This is a genomic window from Coleofasciculus sp. H7-2 (assembly GCF_042747725.1).
GTDB lineage: Bacteria > Cyanobacteriota > Cyanobacteriia > Cyanobacteriales > FACHB-T130 > FACHB-T130.
The window spans coordinates 26,621-45,483 of record NZ_JBHZGO010000073.1; the positions used below are offsets into that span (position 1 = coordinate 26,621).

At 47.9% G+C, this 18,863-nt stretch carries 14 protein-coding genes and 1 pseudogene; 4 read left to right on the top strand and 11 right to left on the bottom strand.

Annotation, left to right across the window (positions count from 1 at the left end; translation table 11 throughout):
- Positions 1–46 precede the first annotated feature (46 nt).
- From proC to ACFW2W_RS14490, 7 genes are all read right to left on the bottom strand, one after another.
- A complete protein-coding gene (proC, locus tag ACFW2W_RS14460; protein WP_378179183.1) occupies positions 47–859 on the bottom strand; it encodes a pyrroline-5-carboxylate reductase in 813 nt (270 codons plus the stop codon).
- 109 nt (positions 860–968) lie between these two features.
- Complete coding sequence (locus tag ACFW2W_RS14465) at positions 969–1,559, bottom strand: cell division protein SepF (protein WP_378179186.1); 591 nt, start codon at positions 1,557–1,559, stop codon at positions 969–971.
- Between the two features lie 197 nt (positions 1,560–1,756).
- Positions 1,757–2,428: a YggS family pyridoxal phosphate-dependent enzyme gene (locus tag ACFW2W_RS14470; RefSeq protein ID WP_378179189.1), complete on the bottom strand. Its 672-nt coding sequence runs from the start codon at positions 2,426–2,428 to the stop codon at positions 1,757–1,759.
- Between the two features lie 86 nt (positions 2,429–2,514).
- A complete protein-coding gene (pipX, locus tag ACFW2W_RS14475) occupies positions 2,515–2,784 on the bottom strand; it encodes a transcriptional coactivator PipX (RefSeq protein WP_378179191.1) in 270 nt (89 codons plus the stop codon).
- 187 nt (positions 2,785–2,971) lie between these two features.
- Positions 2,972–3,364, bottom strand: a complete 393-nt coding sequence (gene acpS, locus ACFW2W_RS14480) for a holo-ACP synthase (RefSeq protein WP_378179194.1) — start codon at positions 3,362–3,364, stop codon at positions 2,972–2,974.
- A 94-nt stretch (positions 3,365–3,458) separates the two neighbouring features.
- Positions 3,459–4,880 (bottom strand): anthranilate synthase component I, encoded by a 1,422-nt coding sequence (locus ACFW2W_RS14485; protein WP_378179197.1) that lies wholly within the window; start codon positions 4,878–4,880, stop codon positions 3,459–3,461.
- 105 nt (positions 4,881–4,985) lie between these two features.
- Positions 4,986–6,020 (bottom strand): chemotaxis protein CheB, encoded by a 1,035-nt coding sequence (locus ACFW2W_RS14490; RefSeq protein WP_378179200.1) that lies wholly within the window; start codon positions 6,018–6,020, stop codon positions 4,986–4,988.
- Between the two features lie 505 nt (positions 6,021–6,525).
- Here ACFW2W_RS14490 and ACFW2W_RS14495 point away from each other — a divergent pair.
- On the top strand, positions 6,526–10,668 hold the full coding sequence (locus ACFW2W_RS14495; RefSeq protein ID WP_378179494.1) for a CheR family methyltransferase: 4,143 nt from the start codon (positions 6,526–6,528) through the stop codon (positions 10,666–10,668).
- A gap of 36 nt (positions 10,669–10,704) precedes the next feature.
- On the opposite strand, the pseudogene ACFW2W_RS14500 reads toward ACFW2W_RS14495, so the two are convergent.
- The 3 genes and pseudogenes from ACFW2W_RS14500 to der form a co-directional block, all read right to left on the bottom strand.
- Positions 10,705–10,827: pseudogene (locus ACFW2W_RS14500) on the bottom strand (ISL3 family transposase); the annotation flags it as partial.
- Positions 10,828–11,135: 308 nt separating this feature from the next.
- Positions 11,136–12,095, bottom strand: coding sequence for an energy-coupling factor transporter transmembrane component T family protein (locus tag ACFW2W_RS14505; RefSeq protein WP_378179203.1), 960 nt, complete (start codon positions 12,093–12,095; stop codon positions 11,136–11,138).
- A 60-nt stretch (positions 12,096–12,155) separates the two neighbouring features.
- Positions 12,156–13,520: a ribosome biogenesis GTPase Der gene (gene der / locus ACFW2W_RS14510; protein ID WP_378179206.1), complete on the bottom strand. Its 1,365-nt coding sequence runs from the start codon at positions 13,518–13,520 to the stop codon at positions 12,156–12,158.
- An 8-nt stretch (positions 13,521–13,528) separates the two neighbouring features.
- On the opposite strand from der, the gene ACFW2W_RS14515 reads away from it, so the two are divergent.
- Both ACFW2W_RS14515 and ACFW2W_RS14520 read left to right on the top strand, forming a co-directional pair.
- Positions 13,529–13,720, top strand: a complete 192-nt coding sequence (locus ACFW2W_RS14515) for a hypothetical protein (RefSeq protein WP_378179209.1) — start codon at positions 13,529–13,531, stop codon at positions 13,718–13,720.
- A gap of 2 nt (positions 13,721–13,722) precedes the next feature.
- Positions 13,723–14,661, top strand: coding sequence for a WD40 repeat domain-containing protein (locus ACFW2W_RS14520; RefSeq protein WP_378179212.1), 939 nt, complete (start codon positions 13,723–13,725; stop codon positions 14,659–14,661).
- Between the two features lie 216 nt (positions 14,662–14,877).
- Here the strand turns inward: ACFW2W_RS14520 and ACFW2W_RS14525 are convergent, their stop codons facing one another.
- On the bottom strand, positions 14,878–16,305 hold the full coding sequence (locus tag ACFW2W_RS14525; RefSeq protein ID WP_378179215.1) for an NB-ARC domain-containing protein: 1,428 nt from the start codon (positions 16,303–16,305) through the stop codon (positions 14,878–14,880).
- Positions 16,306–16,879: 574 nt separating this feature from the next.
- Here ACFW2W_RS14525 and ACFW2W_RS14530 point away from each other — a divergent pair.
- Positions 16,880–18,863 (top strand): calcium-binding protein (locus ACFW2W_RS14530; protein ID WP_378179218.1); only part of this gene is annotated, 1,984 nt, incomplete at its 3' end.

Genomic DNA, 18,863 nt, shown 5'->3' on the forward strand with positions numbered 1-18,863 from the left:
AGTATTGTTAACAAATCATTTTACTTCTGGCAGCATGAAGAGTATCTTAACGACCAAGCTCCTGAGAGCGCCGAGAAGCCGCCACCACTGCTTCAATCAAAGCCGAACGGAAACCAGCCCTTTCTAACTGGGCAATCCCAGCGATAGTTGTACCTCCAGGGCTAGTCACTCGGTCTTTGAGTTGAGCGGGATGCATTCCCGATTCGTGCAAGAGCTGGGCAGTCCCCAGAACGGTTTGTAGGGCTAACGAAGACGCGATCGCTCTTGGCAATCCAGCCGCCACCCCACCATCTGCGAGCGCTTCCACCATCAGTGCCACATAAGCCGGACCCGAACCCGAAAGTCCTGTCACCGCATCCATTAAGGATTCTGGCACCTCAACCACCTCTCCCACCGCCTGGAAGATCGCCTTTGCCTGTTCTAGGTGGCGCTTGGTGGCGTGCTGACCAAGCGCGATCGCACTCATTCCCGCCCCTACCGTCGCCGGAGTATTCGGCATCGCCCGAATCACTGGAGCCTGGGGAAAAGCCACTTCCAGTTGACTCAAAGAAACACCCGCCATAATCGAAATAACCACCGGCGGCGACTCTTGGGCAGAAATTTCCTTCGCCAAGTCTGCCGCCACCGCTGCAAACACTTGAGGTTTAATCGCCAGTAACAGCACATCCCTTGCCGCCGCCACCGCCCGATTCTCTGCCGTCACCTGGATGCCGTACTGCTGCGCCAAAAAGTCTCGCCGCTCTCTTTGCGGCTCGCTCACCAAGACTTCCTCTGGGGCATAAAGCTGCTTTTGCATCAGGCGGGATAACAGAGCTTCTCCCATTACCCCGCCACCAATCATGCCGAATTTAGTAGCCAACCTCATCTCCCGATCCCTATCAGCATGAAAAGTCCGCTGTCGGCGGTCAGTTGTTTTGAGTCTTTACGACTAACCATTGACCGCTAACAAGCGTATCGACTCAGAACTTTTACTGCGCCATCCGAGTCGGTTCGTTTGACCAAGCTGGGGAGGGAGCAGAGGGACGGGGAATCCGTACTTGCGGTTGAGGCACTTCGTGAACCACGCCAGTCTGGGTACTGACTTGAACGCAGCTTGGTGTAAACAGAAAGATACTTTCGCCGATTCGCTCTTGGTGCCCATCGATTGCATAAGTGCCACCGGCAACAAAGTCTACAGCCCGTTGCGCCTGATCTGGGTCCATAATCGTCAGGTTTAACACCACTGACTTCCGTTCGCGCAAAGCTTGAATTGCTTGGGGCATTTCTTCAAAAGAACGCGGCTCCATCACGACCACTTCCGAAATACCATTCACCGATCCGGGCATACCAATTACATTATTCATTGTTGTCCCCATTTCTACTTCTCGTGCAACAGGTGTGCTTGTCCGCGTCCGACGGCTCTGGCGACGTTCTTCTTCTGCTGTCGTCGGTTGAGGATGCTGTTCTTGATAGAGATTTTGGTACTCTTCTGCATCCGCTTCTTCGTACTCGTCATACTCGTAGTTGGCTGGCTCATTGAGACCCACGAAATCTCGTAGCTTAGAAAAAATATTATTCACAGTTCACGCTCCATCACAATTTAAGGTTAGACTCTGGGGCTGGGATCGCAGGGCACCCTTGAGGCAGCAGTCCTAGTTTAAGGAAACGACAATAACAATCATATAGTCGTGCTGGCAATATAATATCCGATGCCTGTTAATTACCCTACTCATCTATTCGGAGTAGATGTTGACTTTTGTTGGCGTAGTGGGACTTTTCAGGGTGTCCGTTCCCCAAAAAGAATTCGCCCCAAACGTACCATCGTTGCCCCAGCTTGCACGGCTAGAGGGTAATCATCCGACATTCCCATTGATAGCTGCTGCATTTGAATATTCGACCAGTTTTGCTGTCTGATTTCATCGGCTAATTTGCGGGTGCTATCAAATACTGACAGAATTTCAGAAGCATTGAGATCGAAAGGGGGAATTGTCATCAAACCTTGAATTTGCAGATTGTAGCACTCATTCAGGGCTGGTAAATCGGCAAGCAGTTCGGGAACTGTCCAACCGTACTTGTTAGGATCTGGCAGCAGTTTGACTTGGAGGCAGATGAAGGGCGGACGCGACAGCTCAAGCGCCAGTTGGTTCAATCGTTGGGCTAATTTTAAACTATCTATAGAGTGAATCCACTGAAATTGTTCTAGGGCTTTTCGAGCTTTATTACTCTGGAGGTGTCCAATCAGGTGCCAGGTGATGTCTGGTAAATCTTGCAGTTGCGCTTGTTTGAGTTCAGCTTCAGATATGCGACTTTCGCCGAAATCCCGTACTCCCGCTGCATAAGCTTCGCGCATGGCTTCAGGGGAAACCTGTTTAGTAACGGCGATGAGGCGGACAGATTCCGGCAGTTGTTGGCGAATTTGAAAAAGGCGTTGGGCGATCGCTCCAGTCATTAGACTTCACTTGAAAATAGGCACAGAAGCAAGAATTAAAAATGCTTGCATTAAACATCCTTTTTTAACTTTATAATCGCTTGCCCCTATTGAAATGTTCGCTTATGAATAGCCTGAAGCCCTTCGTAATCCTCCATTTGACCACTGCGACGGAGCATCCGCAAACGGTTTTCCACCATGAGGCGACCATCGCTACGGGTAATCGGTTCAAACTTGATGCCGCTAGGACTGGTATTCACCAAAAAGAAGAGACGCTGGGCATAAAGGGTCGTAAATAATTCCTGGCTGTCCTCAAGCAGACACACTCTGTAAAGTAAGCCAAATGTAGGGTGATTTAAATAGGTTTCGCTGCTCATTAACATCCACGCGAAGAATGTCCATCCTTAAGTGAGAGATTGGGAAAAGTCAAAGAGTGTAAGCGGCAGTGCGATCGCGCCCGCCGCTCTCTGTTGAAACCCAAGAGTTTCACTCTAGTTCAAACTATGCAGATGATAGCTTGATTCGGGCACCTCAGAGATAATGTTTGAGAATTGGCGGCGCTTTTTAGCGTAAGCAAACGAGGATGGCTGTGGCTACAGAATAATCCCCATCATGGCTGATGCTTAGCTGCCACTGACAATCTCCCCAGCCTGCTGTCTGGGCGGCAGCTGAATGGTGGAGAAACACTTGCGGCGCACCCGTGGGTAGGCGTCGAATCTCAATATCGGTGTAGCTGACTCCCCGCCACCCAGTTCCCAGTGCTTTAGCAACGGCTTCTTTTGCCGCCCAGCGCCCTGCTAGCTGGTTGATAGAAAGGCGGCTGCTATCGTCTTGAGTGTACCCGCAATCTTGTTGTTCATCTAGGGTATAGACGCGCTGCAAGAAGCGATCGCCAAAGCGTTCAACAGCTGCTTTAATCCGAGGCATATACACAATATCCGTTCCCAGCCGAATCATTCTGTTGCTAGTTGCTAATGGCGAATGGCTAATTGTTCAAAACCGTGTCTGACCACGAGCCACTCGTCAATGACACTTGACGAATGACCAAGAACTAATCACTAATAACATTAAAACTTCCCAGGGCTGCTAGCAGAGCTTGAGCTTTGTGTAGAGACTCATGCCATTCTCGCTCTGGATCGCTATCGGCAACAATTCCCGCCCCGACTTGCCCGTAAACCATCGCTACATCGGCACGATTGGGATAGAGGAGGGTGCGGATCAATATATTTAAGTCCAAGTCTCCACGCCAATCGAGAAAGCCACAGGAACCGTAGAACAAATTGCGACGCACGGGTTCGAGTTCTTCAATGATTTCCATGCAGCGGACTTTCGGGCAGCCAGTGATGGTGCCGCCGGGGAAGAAGGCGCGAATCAGGTCAACAGCGTCGTAGTTTGGGCGAATTTTGCCGATGACGTTGCTCACGAGGTGCATGACATGGCTGTAGCGCTCAATCGTGAAAAGTTCGTTGACTTCTACAGAACCCCACTCGCACACTCGCCCCAAGTCGTTCCGCTCTAAATCCACCAGCATAATGTGTTCGGCTCTTTCTTTGGCATTGGCAATCAAGTCTTGCGCCAGATGCTCGTCGAGGGCGGGCGTGGTGCCGCGCGATCGCGTTCCCGCAATCGGTCGCGTTTGCGCTTGTCGATCTTGCATCTGAACCAATCGTTCTGGAGAACAGCTGATGAGTGCCCCCCACGGCGTCTGCCAATAGCTGGCAAAGGGAGAAGGATTGATTTGGTGTAACGCCTGATAAATCGCCCAAGGATGGGCAGTGATGTGGCTTTCAAAGCGTATGGAAAGATTTGCCTGAAAGATATCTCCAGCTTGAATATACTTTTTCGCTTGCCGCACCGCATCTTCGTAATCAGTTTGGGGCGTCCAAAAATGGAAGTGAGGGGATTTGGGATTTTGGATTGAAGAATCTGCTATCCCGCACTGGGTTCGGCTCTTTTGCTCCAGCAGGCTTTGCAAGGAATCGAGTTCGGCTTCATCGCTAGCGGCTAGCCATAGCGTTTGTTTCCAGTGGTCGAGGACGGCAAATGACGCCGGTTCATACCAATAAGCAACAGGGAATGGCAGCGGGTCAGAGTTTAAATTGGGTAGCTGCTCAATCTCCCAAGCCAGGTCATAACCCAGCCATCCCAGCCAGCCGCCGGTGAAAGGCAGTTCTGAGTGCGCCCCTATCGACTCATCCTTGAAGGCAGAACGTTGCAGCAAGCGGCGCAGGAAGGGGAGGATCTCTCCGACGGGTGGAGTCCACATTGCCTGCGCTCCATCTACAAGGCGCGGGGCACCGGCACAAATGGAATATCGAGCGATCGCTCTGTTCGCTTCAGTTGAGTGTTGGAGTGGATTGTAGGGACTTTCAAGTAGCGTGGCAATTTTACCTGCGTCTAGAAACAGGGCGGCGAATACTTCTGAGCCAGTTCGATGTTGTAGAGGAAGCGATCGCCAGAACCAAGGTTTCATGAAAATTAAAAATTAAAAATTTAAAGAAAAAAATTAAGAATTTAAAGAAGGAATTAAGAATTTTCTTCATTTTTAATTTTGCATTTTTAAGGTTTTCTTGCTGCTCTAAGACTCTTCATCTTCTTCGGCAATGCTGCGTTTTGTGGCAAAGCCGTTTAGAATTATTTCGCGAATCAAGGATACCTCTTTATCTAAGCTTTCCGCATGATCTTCATATTTTGTTGCCGCTTTCTGTAAATTGTAATTTTTCATTCGCTCTGCCATTTGACGCGAAAACGTTACCTTTTCCTCCATAGCTCGAACAGCCGACCACAAAGCGTTTTCTACATTCTGAGTTTGCTCTGATAGAAAAACATTAGCAGTAAAGGAATGCCCTATATGACAGCGAAATCGGCTCGGTTCTTCTTTGCCAATTTGCCAAATGCTACCATTGCACTCAGGACAGGTGTAAGTTGTCCGCGTCCCAATCTGTTCTACGTTTTTCAAAAAATCCTTAGTGTTCATTGCCTGTTCAGCAATATTTGATTCAATTTCTATATCTTTAGTCACTGGGTATGCCTCCTCCTCTACTGCGGGAACACTTGCTAAACGCACCAAGAGGTCTGGGATTTCTGCAAGCGGAATGCAGTAATCTACCTTGACATACCGCAGTGCGCTCTTTGCCATACTTGGGTATTCTGCTTCTTTCGGGTCTTGAACGATCGCAAGTCCGCCCCGTTTCTTGACCGCCTGTAGCCCCACTGTGCCATCATCCAAGTAGCCAGTGAGAACCACACCCACAACCCTTGAACCATAAGTGCGAGCGGCTGAACGGAATAACGCATCGATTGCGGGTCTAAATCGGTTTTCTTGCGGTCCACGCACTACACGCATCACTCCGCTGTTGACTAACAGATGATGATCGGGTGGGGCGATGTAAATTCGCCCGGTTTTGATTTTCTCTCCGTCTGTCGGGTGAGACGCGGGGAGAGAGCCGACATCTTCAAGAATCTGGGGCAGAATACTCGGCTTATCTGCTGCAAGATGTTGAACAATAAAGAAGACAGTATTGATGTCAGTGGGCAGACCGCTAACGATAGTACTCAGCGCTTTGAGTCCGCCTGCCGAAGTCCCAATGACGATGATGTCGTGTCCCGGCATAGATTCTTTTTGTGACCGCTAGTTGCACTTAGTCAATTCTATCTCTGCCAGTACAAGTTACACTTCACATATAGCCAGAGCATTGCGCTTCCCGTTTCTTCTTTGCTCTATCCGCGATTTGAGAGGTTAGTTTATCCTTAAGAGCCTTATTTTGACAGACACCCTGAAGCGTGGAGCTACACATCCAAAGCCTGACGAGAGCAGGCTCGAAAATCATTGATTTTTCGCGAGTCCAAAGCAGGCGATAGCGAAGCGCTGACTTGTCAGTTCGCGCGTTTGTATAGCCCCTGGGTAAAGCCTAGGGGCAGTTGGTGCAAGATGTAAATAAACCGACCTAGAATATAAACCTGAGCTGCTAAATAATTGCAGTACCAGACTTCTTCTTATGACCTCCGCTCAACCCTTGCAAACTACATCCGAATCCACTGCTGCTGAAGCGATCGACGCGACGCAGCAAGAGATCGACGCGACGCAGCAAGAGATCGACGCGACGCAGCAAGATAATATGGATGCTCCCTTTCCCATCGTTGGAGTTGCCGCTTCTGCCGGAGGGTTGGAAGCATTTACCGAGTTACTCAGGCACTTACCCACAGATACCGGGATGGCGTTTGTGCTGATTCAGCATCTATCCCCCAATCACGAGAGTCTGTTGTGCGAGATTCTCGCCAGAACGACGCAAATGCCTGTGCAGGAGGTGCAGTCTGGGATGACTGTGGAGCCGAATCAGGTTTACGTGATTCCGCCCAACACCAAGATGGTGCTGTCTCAAGGGATGCTGCAACTGACGCCGCGAGAGAAAGTTCAAGGGAAATATATGCCGGGTGATGCCTTCTTTGTATCCTTGGCATCCGATCGCGGACACAAAGCGATCGCCGTGGTTTTATCAGGATCGGATGGAGACGGTTCGCTGGGGCTGAAGGCAATCAAGGCAGCCGGAGGCGTGACGTTTGCTCAGTGTGAAGACACAGCAAAATTCGACAGTATGCCCATTACCGCTGTCGCCACAGGGAATGTCGATTTTATTCTGCCGCCGGAAAAGATTGCCGAAGAACTGGCCAACTTCAGTCGCAATCCGCTACTGGTTTACCCACTGCCGCCGATCGCGGTTGCGGAATTGCTTGAGCCGGGAGATGCCCTGGTAACGATTTTTGCGTTATTGCGAACGGCCACTGGTGTTGATTTCAGCCACTACAAGCCCACCACGCTCGCTCGCCGAATCCAGCGACGGATGCTGTTGTACAAGCTGGAAAACTTGGAGGATTATGCTCGCTATTTGCAAGACAATCCGGCTGAAGTCAAGGCGCTCTATGAAGAAATTCTGATCCACGTCACCAGCTTTTTCCGCGACCCGGAAGCGTTTCAACTGTTGAAAAAGCAAGTCTTTCCCACGATTACGCAAAATAAGTCGGGATTTCCGATTCGGATATGGATCGCGGGATGTTCGACAGGTGAAGAGGTTTACTCAATCGCCATCTGCCTGCTGGAGTTTTTGGAGAATCAAGCAACCCAGCCGCAGATCCAGATTTTTGCAACAGATATTAGCGAAACGGCGATCGACAAAGCCAGGTCAGGCATTTATCAAGAGAATCAGATGATAGATGTCTCATCAGAACGCCGCCGCAGATACTTTAATGCCATTGAGGAGGGCGGCTACCAAATCAGTAAGGCTGTGCGCGAACTGTGTGTGTTTGCCCGCCAAGACTTGGGCAGCGATCCGCCTTTTTCCAACCTGGATCTGATTAGCTGTCGGAATGTGCTGATTTATTTGGGAGAGACGCTGCAAAAACGGATCGTGCCCATCTTCCATTACAGTCTCAACCCGACTGGCTTTCTGCTGCTTGGCACCTCAGACAGTACAGGTAAATACTCGGAATTGTTTACTTCAATTGACAAAAAGTACAAAATCTATGCCAAGAAGCTAACCACCACTCATCCAACTTTTTCTTTTGTTACCAGCAATCATGCGATCGCCAAAGGGGACCGTCAGCCGATGAAGCAGAATCCGACTGATGGCTTTGACTTACAGAAGAAGACTGACCAACTGATCTTGAATTACTATGCCCCAGTGGGTGTGGCGATCAACAACAAGATGGAGGTGCTGCAACTTCGGGGAGAAATCGATCTTTACCTAAAACTTGTATCTGGAACAGCCAATCTCAACTTATTCAATATGGTGCGAGAGGGCTTGCTGATGGAGCTACGCGCCGCCATTTATCAAGCGCAACGGCAAGAGATTCCAGTCAGAAAGAACGGGGTACGGATTGAAGAGGGCGATCGCTCCAGAATTGTCAATCTTCAGGTGATTCCGTTTAAAGCTCCGACTGCTGAAGAACGCTACTTTTTAGTTCTGTTTGAAGAAGCTCCACCTACGGTGAACAGCCTCAGCCCGATCGATCCTGAAAGCCCAGAGCCGGGAGACTTAGAGCTTGAGAATGCTGGGCTGAGGCAGGAACTCGCGGCTGTAAACCTAGAACAGGCAGCGACTCAGGAGTATCTGCAAGCGGTGATTCAAGAGCAGGAGAACATCAATCAAGACCTCAAAGTTGCCAATGAAGAAATCCTGTCGAGTAACGAGGAGTTGCAAAGCACCAATGAGGAGTTAGAAACTGCCAAAGAAGAAATTCAGGCAACCAATGAAGAACTCAACACGACAAACGAAGAACTTCGTTTTCGTAATCTTGAATTAAACCAAGTTAACAACGATTTGACGAATTTGCTTGCCAGCATCAATATTCCGATTTTGATATTGACAAACGACTTACGGATTCGGCGTTTTACGCCAATGGCGCAGAGACTGTTCAATTTCATTCCCGCCGATACCGGACGACTTCTCAGCGACATCAGAGCCAATCTCAACATTCCTGACTTAGAACCGCTGATTTTGGAGGTACTTGAATCGCTTAGCGTCAAGGAGCTAGAAGTCCAAACTAAAGAGGGGCATTGGTACAACCTCCGCATCCGTCCTTATCGCACTACAGAAAACCAGATTGACGGCGTGGTGTTAGTGTTGGTCGATATTGATGCCCTTAAACGCAGTGCAGCCACGCTAGAATCCGCCCGGAATTACGCGGAAGCAATTGTGGAGACGGTACAAGTGCCATTAATCGTGCTTGATTCTGACTTCCGGGTGAACAAAGCCAATCGATCGTTCTATGAAACGTTTCAGGTTTCGCCACCAGAAACCGCGCAATCGCCGATCTTTGAACTGGGGAATGGTCATTGGAACTTGCCCGGACTGCGATCGCTTCTAGAAAACCTTCTTGCCAACGATACCAATATTCAAAACTTTGAGGTTGAGCATTGGTTTGAGGGAATTGGACAGAAAACCATGCTGCTAAATGGTTGGAAAGTTATTCAAGAGGGCGATGCTCAAATGATTTTGCTGGCGATTGAAGACATCACCGAACGGAAGCAGTTTGAGACAGAGCGATCGCATCTCTTGACGCAGGAACAGTCAGCTCGTCAACAGGCGGAGACGGCAAATCTAGCCAAAGATGACTTCCTCTCAAACCTCTCCCATGAACTTCGTAACCCGCTCAATAGTATGCTGGGCTGGGCGCAACTTCTCCTCAAACGCCAGCGCCAGCTAGATGAAGTAACAGTCACTCGCGCCTTGGAAGCGATCGAACGGAGTGCTAAGGCGCAAGCTCAATTAATTGAGGATCTGTTGGATGTTTCACGGATTACGAGCGGGAAACTTCATCTAAACACTCGTCCAATTGATTTGGTCTCAGTAGTGAGTGCAGCCATTGAGTCTGTGCAATTGTCCGCCGAGACGAAAAATATTCAAATTGTTTCGCAGTTGAACTCGGTGACAGTTGTGGGAGATAGCGATCGCTTACAACAAGTTCTGTGGAATTTACTTACTAACGCTATTAAGTTCACGCCATCCGGTGAGCGCGTGGAAATCACGCTGGAACCTGTGCAGACTCACGCCCAGATTCGAGTCAGCGACACGGGACAAGGCATCCGAGCCGACTTGCTCCCGTATGTGTTCGATCGCTTCCGCCAAGGAGATTCCAGCAGTAGCAAAGCGAGTCAGGGACTCGGATTGGGCTTGTCGATCGTCCGTCATCTTGTGGAACTTCACGGCGGCACAGTTCAAGCAGAGAGTCCAGGCGAGGGGCAAGGAACCACAATGACCGTGAGACTGCCTCTGCAATCGATGCCACCGGAGTTTACACCGCTGAGTTATTTAGAGCCGAGCGATTTGGAAGAGCCGCTGGATGCCTTGAGTGGTGAAATTCCATCCCTTGAAGGCTTATGCGTCTTGGCTGTAGATGATGAGGCAGCTAGCCGCGACCTCATGAAGTGGATGTTGGAAGATTTGGGAGTTGAAGTGGTGGTTGTTTCCTCGACCAGGGAAGCGATCGCGGCTCTGACTGAAAACCCTACTAGATACGATGTGCTGCTAGCAGATATTGGGATGCCAGAGGAAGATGGTTACTGCTTGATTCGTCAGGTGAGAGAGCTTGACGTTGAAGCCGGAGGACAAATTCCGGCAGCGGCAACCACTGCCTACGTTAGCGAACAAGAGCGTCAAAGGGCAATCTCTGCTGGGTTCCAAATGCATCTGGCTAAACCGATTAACCCTACTCAATTGCGATTTATGATTGCGAACTTGGTTGGACGAGCTGGTAAGAGTTGAAAGCAGAGTTGAAAGCTTTGTTATATCTTGCTACCGTCGTGAGTTGCTCATAGCAATTGGCTTTTTTGGAGCTAAATTTACCAAGATTACTACATAGTTTTTCTGCACCTTCTTCCCAGCAATTTCATCTATTCCTAATCTTGATAACTGACTTAAATCGAATGGCACTGACTTAAGCTGTAGGGAATGGTTGTAGCTTGCTTCCGCGTAGCGGTACGATAGTGAAACCCAACAAATGTTTATGTGTGTTGGGTTTCGTTCCTCAACCCAACCTACTAGCGCGGCTTATACATATAGCGTTTTGTAGGGGCAATCCCTTGTGGTTGCCCTGACTATGCGGTGATGTTGCGTTCCTGTTTATGTCTGCCACAAATACGTCTATTGCCCCCCTTTTTACTAGCGAAGCGGCGCGTTAGCGCGGGGATTTGGGGGGAGCGCAAATGTGGCATCAAAATAGTGAATTGGTATTAACCCTCCCATCCCCAGATCAGCCGTGCCCCCCAGAGTACGACTAAACTCACTAGCCCCGCCCAGTCACTCTTTTTGAGACGCAACTGGTGCCACTGGACGCGATGGCGATCGGGACTGGTAAAGCCGCGAACCTTCATCGCGCTGGCAATTTGATCGGCTCGTAAGAGGAGATTTTCTAGCAACCGTTCCGCAACCATCAACCAAAGTTGCAGGCTTTTTCGGATGCCCAGTTTTTTCCAGTTAATTGCCCGTGTCCGCACGGAACGAACTAAATTCTGCACTTCTTCTAAAACCAGGGGAATAAAGCGCAGCGATAAAGTCAAGGTCAGAGCAATTTCTGTCACGGGAATTTTGAATGCCCGTAGCGGTTCCATCAAACTCTCGATCCCAGCAGTAATTTCCTCTGGAGCTGTCGTCAGCAAAAAGAGGTTAGTGCTGTAAATTAAGGTAAACAGTAAGGTACTGACGTTAATCGCTAGATCCAAGGACTTGCGAGTAATTTTGACTGGCCCTTGGTGGAACAGGACGTAGCGGTAGTTTGAAGAGTTTTGAGTAGAGACAAGGGCGATCGCGTCTGGGTTTTGAGTTGAAGCTGATTTGACAACTCCTGGCTTCAAAGTAGCGGGTTGCCCAAAAGATACATCATCGGCTGGGAGACGGCGCTGAGAGTCTGATGCAAGTCCATCGGGCGCAATTATGCTCAGGATGAAGACAAAAAAGCACAGCATCAATAGCCAACCCATTTGTTGCTTCCACACGCGCAATGGAATCGCCGCCGTCAAAGTAATGGCAATTAGCAGCACCGCCAGCGCGATGCGCCAGAGGGGATTTGCCAAAACTGGAGCGATGAGAAAGCTCATCAACCAAGCTATTTTCACCCTGGGGTCGAGGTGATGCAGCCAAGTGATTGGTTGTTCGAGGTACAGCCCTAGTGGGAGCGATCGCAGTAAATCCATAGAAAATTAAAAATTAAACATTAAAAATGCAAAAATTTTTCATTTTGCATTTTTAATTGATTAAACGCGAGTGGCTCGGTTACTACGACTGCCCGCTTCCATGTCGCGGACTTTTTTCCCTCTCCAGAATAAGCGCACTGGGGTTCCAGTAAAGCCTAACTGTTTTCGGAATTGACGTTCGATGTAGCGGCGATAGTTGTCATTGAAGCGTTTGGGTTCGTTGACAAATAGCGCGATCGCTGGGGGTTGGCTGCTCACTTGGGTGCCGTAATAAATCTTGCCCTGACGCCCTTGGCGGGTAGTTGGCGGGGAATGCCAAGAGATAGCTTCTTGTAGCACTTCATTAATTACAGCAGTCGTGACGCGGCGTTTGTGTTGTTCGGCGGCTGTATTGACCAAATCTAGAATTTTTTCCACCCGCTGACCCGTTTGAGCGCTGACAAAAATCGTTTCTGCCCAATCGATAAAGTTCAACCGTTCTTTAAAGGTGCTTTCAAACTCGTAAATGGTGTAGGAATCCTTTTCAACAGCATCCCACTTATTGATGACGATGACACAAGATCGACCTTCTTCATCAATCCGCCCAGCCAGTTTTTGGTCTTGTTCGGTGATGCCATCGACTGCATCAATGACTAATAAAACTACATCGGCGCGACGAATCGCTTTAAACGCGCGATTAATTCCAAAGAACTCCGGGCCGTATTCAACGTTTTTCTTTTTGCGAATCCCGGCGGTATCGATCAATCGGTAGGTTTTGCCGTTGCGTTCTACTACCATATCGATGGCATCGCGGGTTGTGCCAGAGATGGGGCTGACGATAGAGCGGTTTTCGCCGACAAAGGCGTTCAACAAGCTGGATTTGCCGACATTGGGGCGTCCCACAATGGCGACTTTAATTTCTTCAGTTTGGGGAATTTCTCCAGCTGGCACGATATAGGTAATCAGGGCATCGAGTAATTCGCCGGTGCCACTACCATGAATGCCAGAGACGGGGAAGGGTTCGCCCAATCCCAGTTCCCAAAACTCCATTGCTTGGGTGAGACCTTGTTCGGAGGATTCGCATTTATTGACAGCTAGCAGGACGGGCACGGGCTGTTGACGCAACCATTCAGCGATCGCTTCATCCGCTGTTGTTAACCCGCTCTGACCATCGACGACAAAGATTGCCGCACTCGCTTCCGAGAGTGCCAACATTGCCTGTTCCCGAATCAGGGGTAAAAACTCGGTGTCATCATTAAACACCAATCCGCCGGTATCGACGACGACGAACTCCCGGTCTTCCCAGAAGGCGGAACGATAGGTGCGATCGCGCGTGACTCCAGGTTCATCATGCACAATGGCGTCTTGTACACCTGCCAAGCGATTGACAAGAGTAGATTTGCCCACATTAGGGCGACCGATAATAGCGACAACAGGCAGGGACATAACCAGATATGCTCATCCGACTGGATGATGACAGCTCCAAATTTATATTGTATCCATCCTGGATAGACGTGATGTTTTCTGCGGTGACTATCCATGACACATCAGCCAAAGTTCGGAAAAGTTTCAAGAGCGATCGCTTTGGGTGCAGTGACTACTTTGACGCTTGTGCAGTTCGCTTGAATCCTCTGCCAAACCTGTAAAAGTGGAAGATTTATCCTTAGCGTCTACACCAACCACGGCATCCGAGTCAGCCCAGCCGATCGGCACGCTTACAGGGCATTCTAACTATGTGCAGGCGATCGCTATCAGTACCGATGGGCAGATTCTTGCCAGTGGCGGTGATGACAGTACCATCAAGTTATGGAATTTACCCAAAGGCATCCGCATCCGCACCCTAGAAGGGCATATAAAACCCATTCATGCCCTTGCCATTAGTCCGGATAAAAAACTCGTCGCCAGTGGCAGTTATGACGGCACCATCAAGCTTTGGCAGCTCAGTAGCGGGGCGCTCATCCACACCCTCAGCGGGGATTCAAGTTCAGTTTTATCCATTGCCATCAGTCCGGATGGCAAAACTTTAGCCAGCAGTGGTTTAGACAAGACGATCAAGCTTTGGAAGCTAAGCAGTGGGGAACTCATCCGCACCCTGACGGGGGATTTAGATGCAGTGAATTGCGTTACCTTTAGCCCGGATGGGCAAATGTTAGCCAGTGGTAGTGCCGATCGCTCCATCAAGCTATGGAATCCGCGCACGGGCATCCGCATCCGCACCCTAGAAGGACATTCTGACTGGGTGAATTCCGTCGCCTTCAGTCCCGATGGAAAACTCCTTGCCAGTGGCAGTAATGACGGCACCATCAAGTTGTGGAATCATCGCAACGGAGAACCAATCGCCACTCTGAAGGGGAATACCACCTTAATTAATTCTGTCGCTTTCAGCCCCAAGGGACAGACAATCGCCAGCGGCAGTTTGGACAATACTATTAAGTTGTGGAATCCCCGCACTGGCGAACTCAAAAGCACCCTCGCCGGAGATGACAGCCAAGTGAAATCCTTCGCCTTCAGTCCCGATGGACAAACTTTAGCGAGTGGCAGTAATGACGGCAGCATTAAGATTTGGCAGGTGCCTGCTCAAGAGTAAGGACTTTAGACGCCCGTAGAGTGGCTGTTTGTTCGCCGGAGGCCGTTTTGAAGCTAGTCAGACTCAGGAACGATTAACAACCGTTAATAAGGTGTTAGCCCTGAATCAAAAAGTCTAATCGATTTCCAGGGTTGATGAAGGAAGAGGCTCTGCCTAAGCTGGGATACGAACGCTAACAACAAAGCTGATTGTAGCAATCAACTGGAGACAATTGTACTAAGAACCCTGCTCGATTAATCGTTTAGTCACATACTTTATGACTAGCGATTTTTGAGTAAAATTGGTTGAATTCTTCTTAATCAGCGATCGCTTCAACAGAGATTCCAGAGTTTCTAGTAACTCCGACTGAGATATGGGAGGCAAATTTCCTCGCCACTCAGTCAGCGAAACCGATCCCTGCTTAATTGCTAGCCAGTACATGACTTTCTTTTCTAAGTCTGACAAGCGATTAAACTGCTGGTCTAAAAGAGCGTAAATGTCGCCAAAAACTAGATTACCTTGTTTTAAAAATTGGGAAACATTACCCTGAAACAACACTTGAATCGTCGCTGCGACTATCTTCAATAGCTGGGGATTGCCTGCATAAAACTCAATTAATGCTATCCATTCGTCTTCAGAACCAAAGAAGTCTCCTTTTGCCTTGAAGATTTCCCGTCCTTGTTGCGGTTTCAAACCACCCATCTGTAGCGATCGCACGGGTAGCTTATTGCCTTCCAAAGCTACAATTTCTCTTGGTTTTTCCCGACTTGTCAGTACCAGACAGCTTTGATGCAGTGTTTCTCCCACCCGTCTCAAAAGTTCTCCGTAACCTTCATATCCTTGGCGGTAGCAACCAGCGCGATCGCCACTTTGCAAAATTGCTTCGGCATTATCTAGAACTATCAGACAGCGAGAGGAGCGTAACCAGTTAATCAACTGCGATATTCTAGCATTTACGGTGTCTGGTAAATTTGTTTCGGAATCGTCGGATAGGAACTTCAGCAGGGTTGCCAAGATATCTTGGATGGGTGGCGCATGGTGTAGCGATCGCCAGATTACGTAATCAAATTTATCCTTAATCAATTCTGCACTGCGTATAGATAAAGCCGTTTTACCAATTCCTCCCATGCCTAATATTGCCACAATGCGACAGTGGTCTTTCACAATCCATTGCTTGAGTGTAGCTAGTTCTTCCTCTCCTCCGTAGAAAACGGAAGTATCAATTGCCTCTCCCCAATCTTGATATTTATCGTTTGATAACACTAAATTAGTCACCTTTTTATCGGGTTGTGCTAGACAATTCTTTGGTTTAAGTTCCTCAAGTATACCTGTTTTATATCCGGATTTTTCCAGTAAGTAAATCACCCGATTCCAGCTTTTGACTTTTATCAATCCTCCTGTTTTATCGCCTAGCATTTTTTCTATATATTTATAAATTCCATTAGATAAGTAAACTCTAACTGCACTGCTGCTCCGACTTTGATAGACTTGAACGGCAATTTCTGCTGGACTATAACCGCAGAGTAATCCTCGCAAAAACTTCTTTTCCACTTGGGTGAGGCTTTTGCCTTTTGCCTCTGCCAAATCTACGTATAACTTTTCCAGGTTCCAGTTATTTGCCGCTTCTGTAAATTCTACTTCTAACTTACTTAATGTAGATGCCATTTTGTTTAATTACTATAACTACCCCTAGCCAAAATTTTAGCGAATTAATGATTAAGCGTTAATAAAGTATGTATATTTTTTTAGCGAATTTACTAACGTGCGTTAAGAGACGAATAGCGGTCACTTCTGCTATTCTGAGGTTCAGTAATTTCATCTAGGAAATTTCCTCTAGACTTCATCTCAATTTCATAAATCTCGTTTGCTGAAGACAAAATTTAAACTCGCTCGTCAGGGTAATCTAGGAAATTCTTACAGTTATTTAGGCTGTTTTTCCAAACCGGATCGGCAATTCTACTGAAGTGCGATCGCGCTTTAGTTGCTTTTGCCTAACACAAGTGCGATCGCGCTTTAGTTGCTTTTAGCTTATTTGTAAAGCTTTGTAACAAAAATGGCGTTTTGCACAAAACTCGCGGCTTGAGGCTGAGAGAGAAGTGAAAGCGATCGCGCTTGAGGATGGAAGGAAGGGAGGATGCGATCGCGCTTCACTTGCCTTCCACTGAGCCGTGCATCTCTAAGTTCACTTTGTTAAGAATATTCACCAAATCTTTTATCTACAACAAGAGGACAAAGAATCATGACTACCCTTAACTTCGATGGATATAAGGTTCTCGATCAAATTATTAAAGATAGAGGACAGACTCACGTATTCTTTATTAACGGAGTTTTGGTTCCAGATTTTATATCGCAAAAAAATGCTGTTGGTGATGCTCTCAATATCAATAATTTACCAAGCTCAATGAAGCTTGACGGAGCGCAAAATCCATCTGCACTTCCGAGTATGACAGAAGTTTTAACCATTTTCGCTTCTCATATCGCCGCTGGTCTGATTGCTGGAGGAATAGGGGTAGTACCGCTAACCCTACAAGCGGTAGGTAGCGTAATAAAAAAAGCTGTTATTGGAGTTGCTATTGATACAGGTGAGGCTCTTTGGCAAATCTATACTGATGATCTTACTGTTAGTAATTGGGTAAATCAGAGTTGGACAGGCGCAGACAAAGTAGGAGATTGGCTTTCGCCGACGTCTAATGATTCTGTAATTTTTATCCCGCACTCTCAAGGAAACCTGTTTGTTGAAGATGGTTTGAGAGTTATAAATCCTGATACTAGCCGCGTTAGGATTATAAGTCTTGGCTCACCAACAGATTATTCTTCATCTGGAGGAATGGCTGATATTATACAAGGTCATATAGGTTCAGGAGCGGGGTGGTATCAGGGAGCAAATATTAAAAACATTGACGATCCAATCACTTATTTTCAAGGTCATTCAGATGGAATAGAAGCTCAAATAAAAGACAATTCTGTCACAGATATTTTGTCTGATATATTATCGTTAGCTCTTGGAGGACTTACAGGAGTTACTTTAGAAAAACTGTTTGATTTTTTACTAGAAGAGAGTTTATTAGAGGATTTGGTCAGTCCTCTTGTTCCCTACATCAAAAGTAATTTCCCAAGAGAGTATCAGCTTTTAGCTGGAATAGGAGGGACTTTAAATCAACCTTTGGAACTAGTTGATGGTCACAATCTTGAAACTCGCTACTTAAAAGACGATAACGGTTTTAAGAGTAGTTTCAAGACTTTTGCCTATCAATTACAACCCCAAGGGTACTATTTTCCCAACCCTAAGATTCAGGGTATAGGAAATATATCTGGAACAGAAGATGATGATTGGATAGAAGGTACTTCTGGCAACGACTTAATCTCTGGAAGAGGCAGAAATGATTTCTTGCGAGGTGAGCAGGGAAATGACTATTTAAGCGGGGGATCTGGCTATGATCTTCTGGATGGCGGAGATGGCAATGAGGATACCGCTGATTACTATAGTAGTCCTGGCAGGATCAAGGTTGATGCAGTCAACTATGCAGGGTTTGATGTTTACAAGATTGAGGACGGATTTGGCACTGTAGATACTGTTGGCAACGTCGAAATCATAATCGCCACCATTCATGATGACATCATGAATGGTGGCGATTATGGAGACATTTTCATAGGTGAAGGTGGTAGTGACATCCTGCACGGCAATGGTGGAAATGATCGGCTAGAAGGCGGCGATGGTGTTGACTTCCTGTACGGCGGGGCGGATACCGACGTCCTACGTGGTGATGCTGATAATGATTTCCTATTTGGCGGCGATGGCATTGACTTCTTAAACGGTGGAACTGGTGATGATTACCTTGACGGCGGCTCAGAAGGTGATTTCTTAGAGGGTGATGAAGACAATGACATCCTACATGGTAGGACGGGTGACGATACTTTAGAGGGCGGCTCGGGTAACGATCAACTATATGCTGAGGAAGACAATGATTTCCTATTTGGTGGAACAGGTGATGATTACCTTGATGGCGGTTCTGGCAATGACCATCTGTACGGTGAAGCTGATAGTGACACCCTCAAGGGTGGCACAGGCAATGACCTGTTAGATGGCGGTTCGGAAAATGACCATCTGTACGGTGAAGCTGATAGTGACACCCTCAAGGGTGGCACAGGCAATGACCTGTTAGATGGCGGTTCGGAAAATGACCATCTGTACGGTGAAGCTGATAGTGACACCCTCAAGGGTG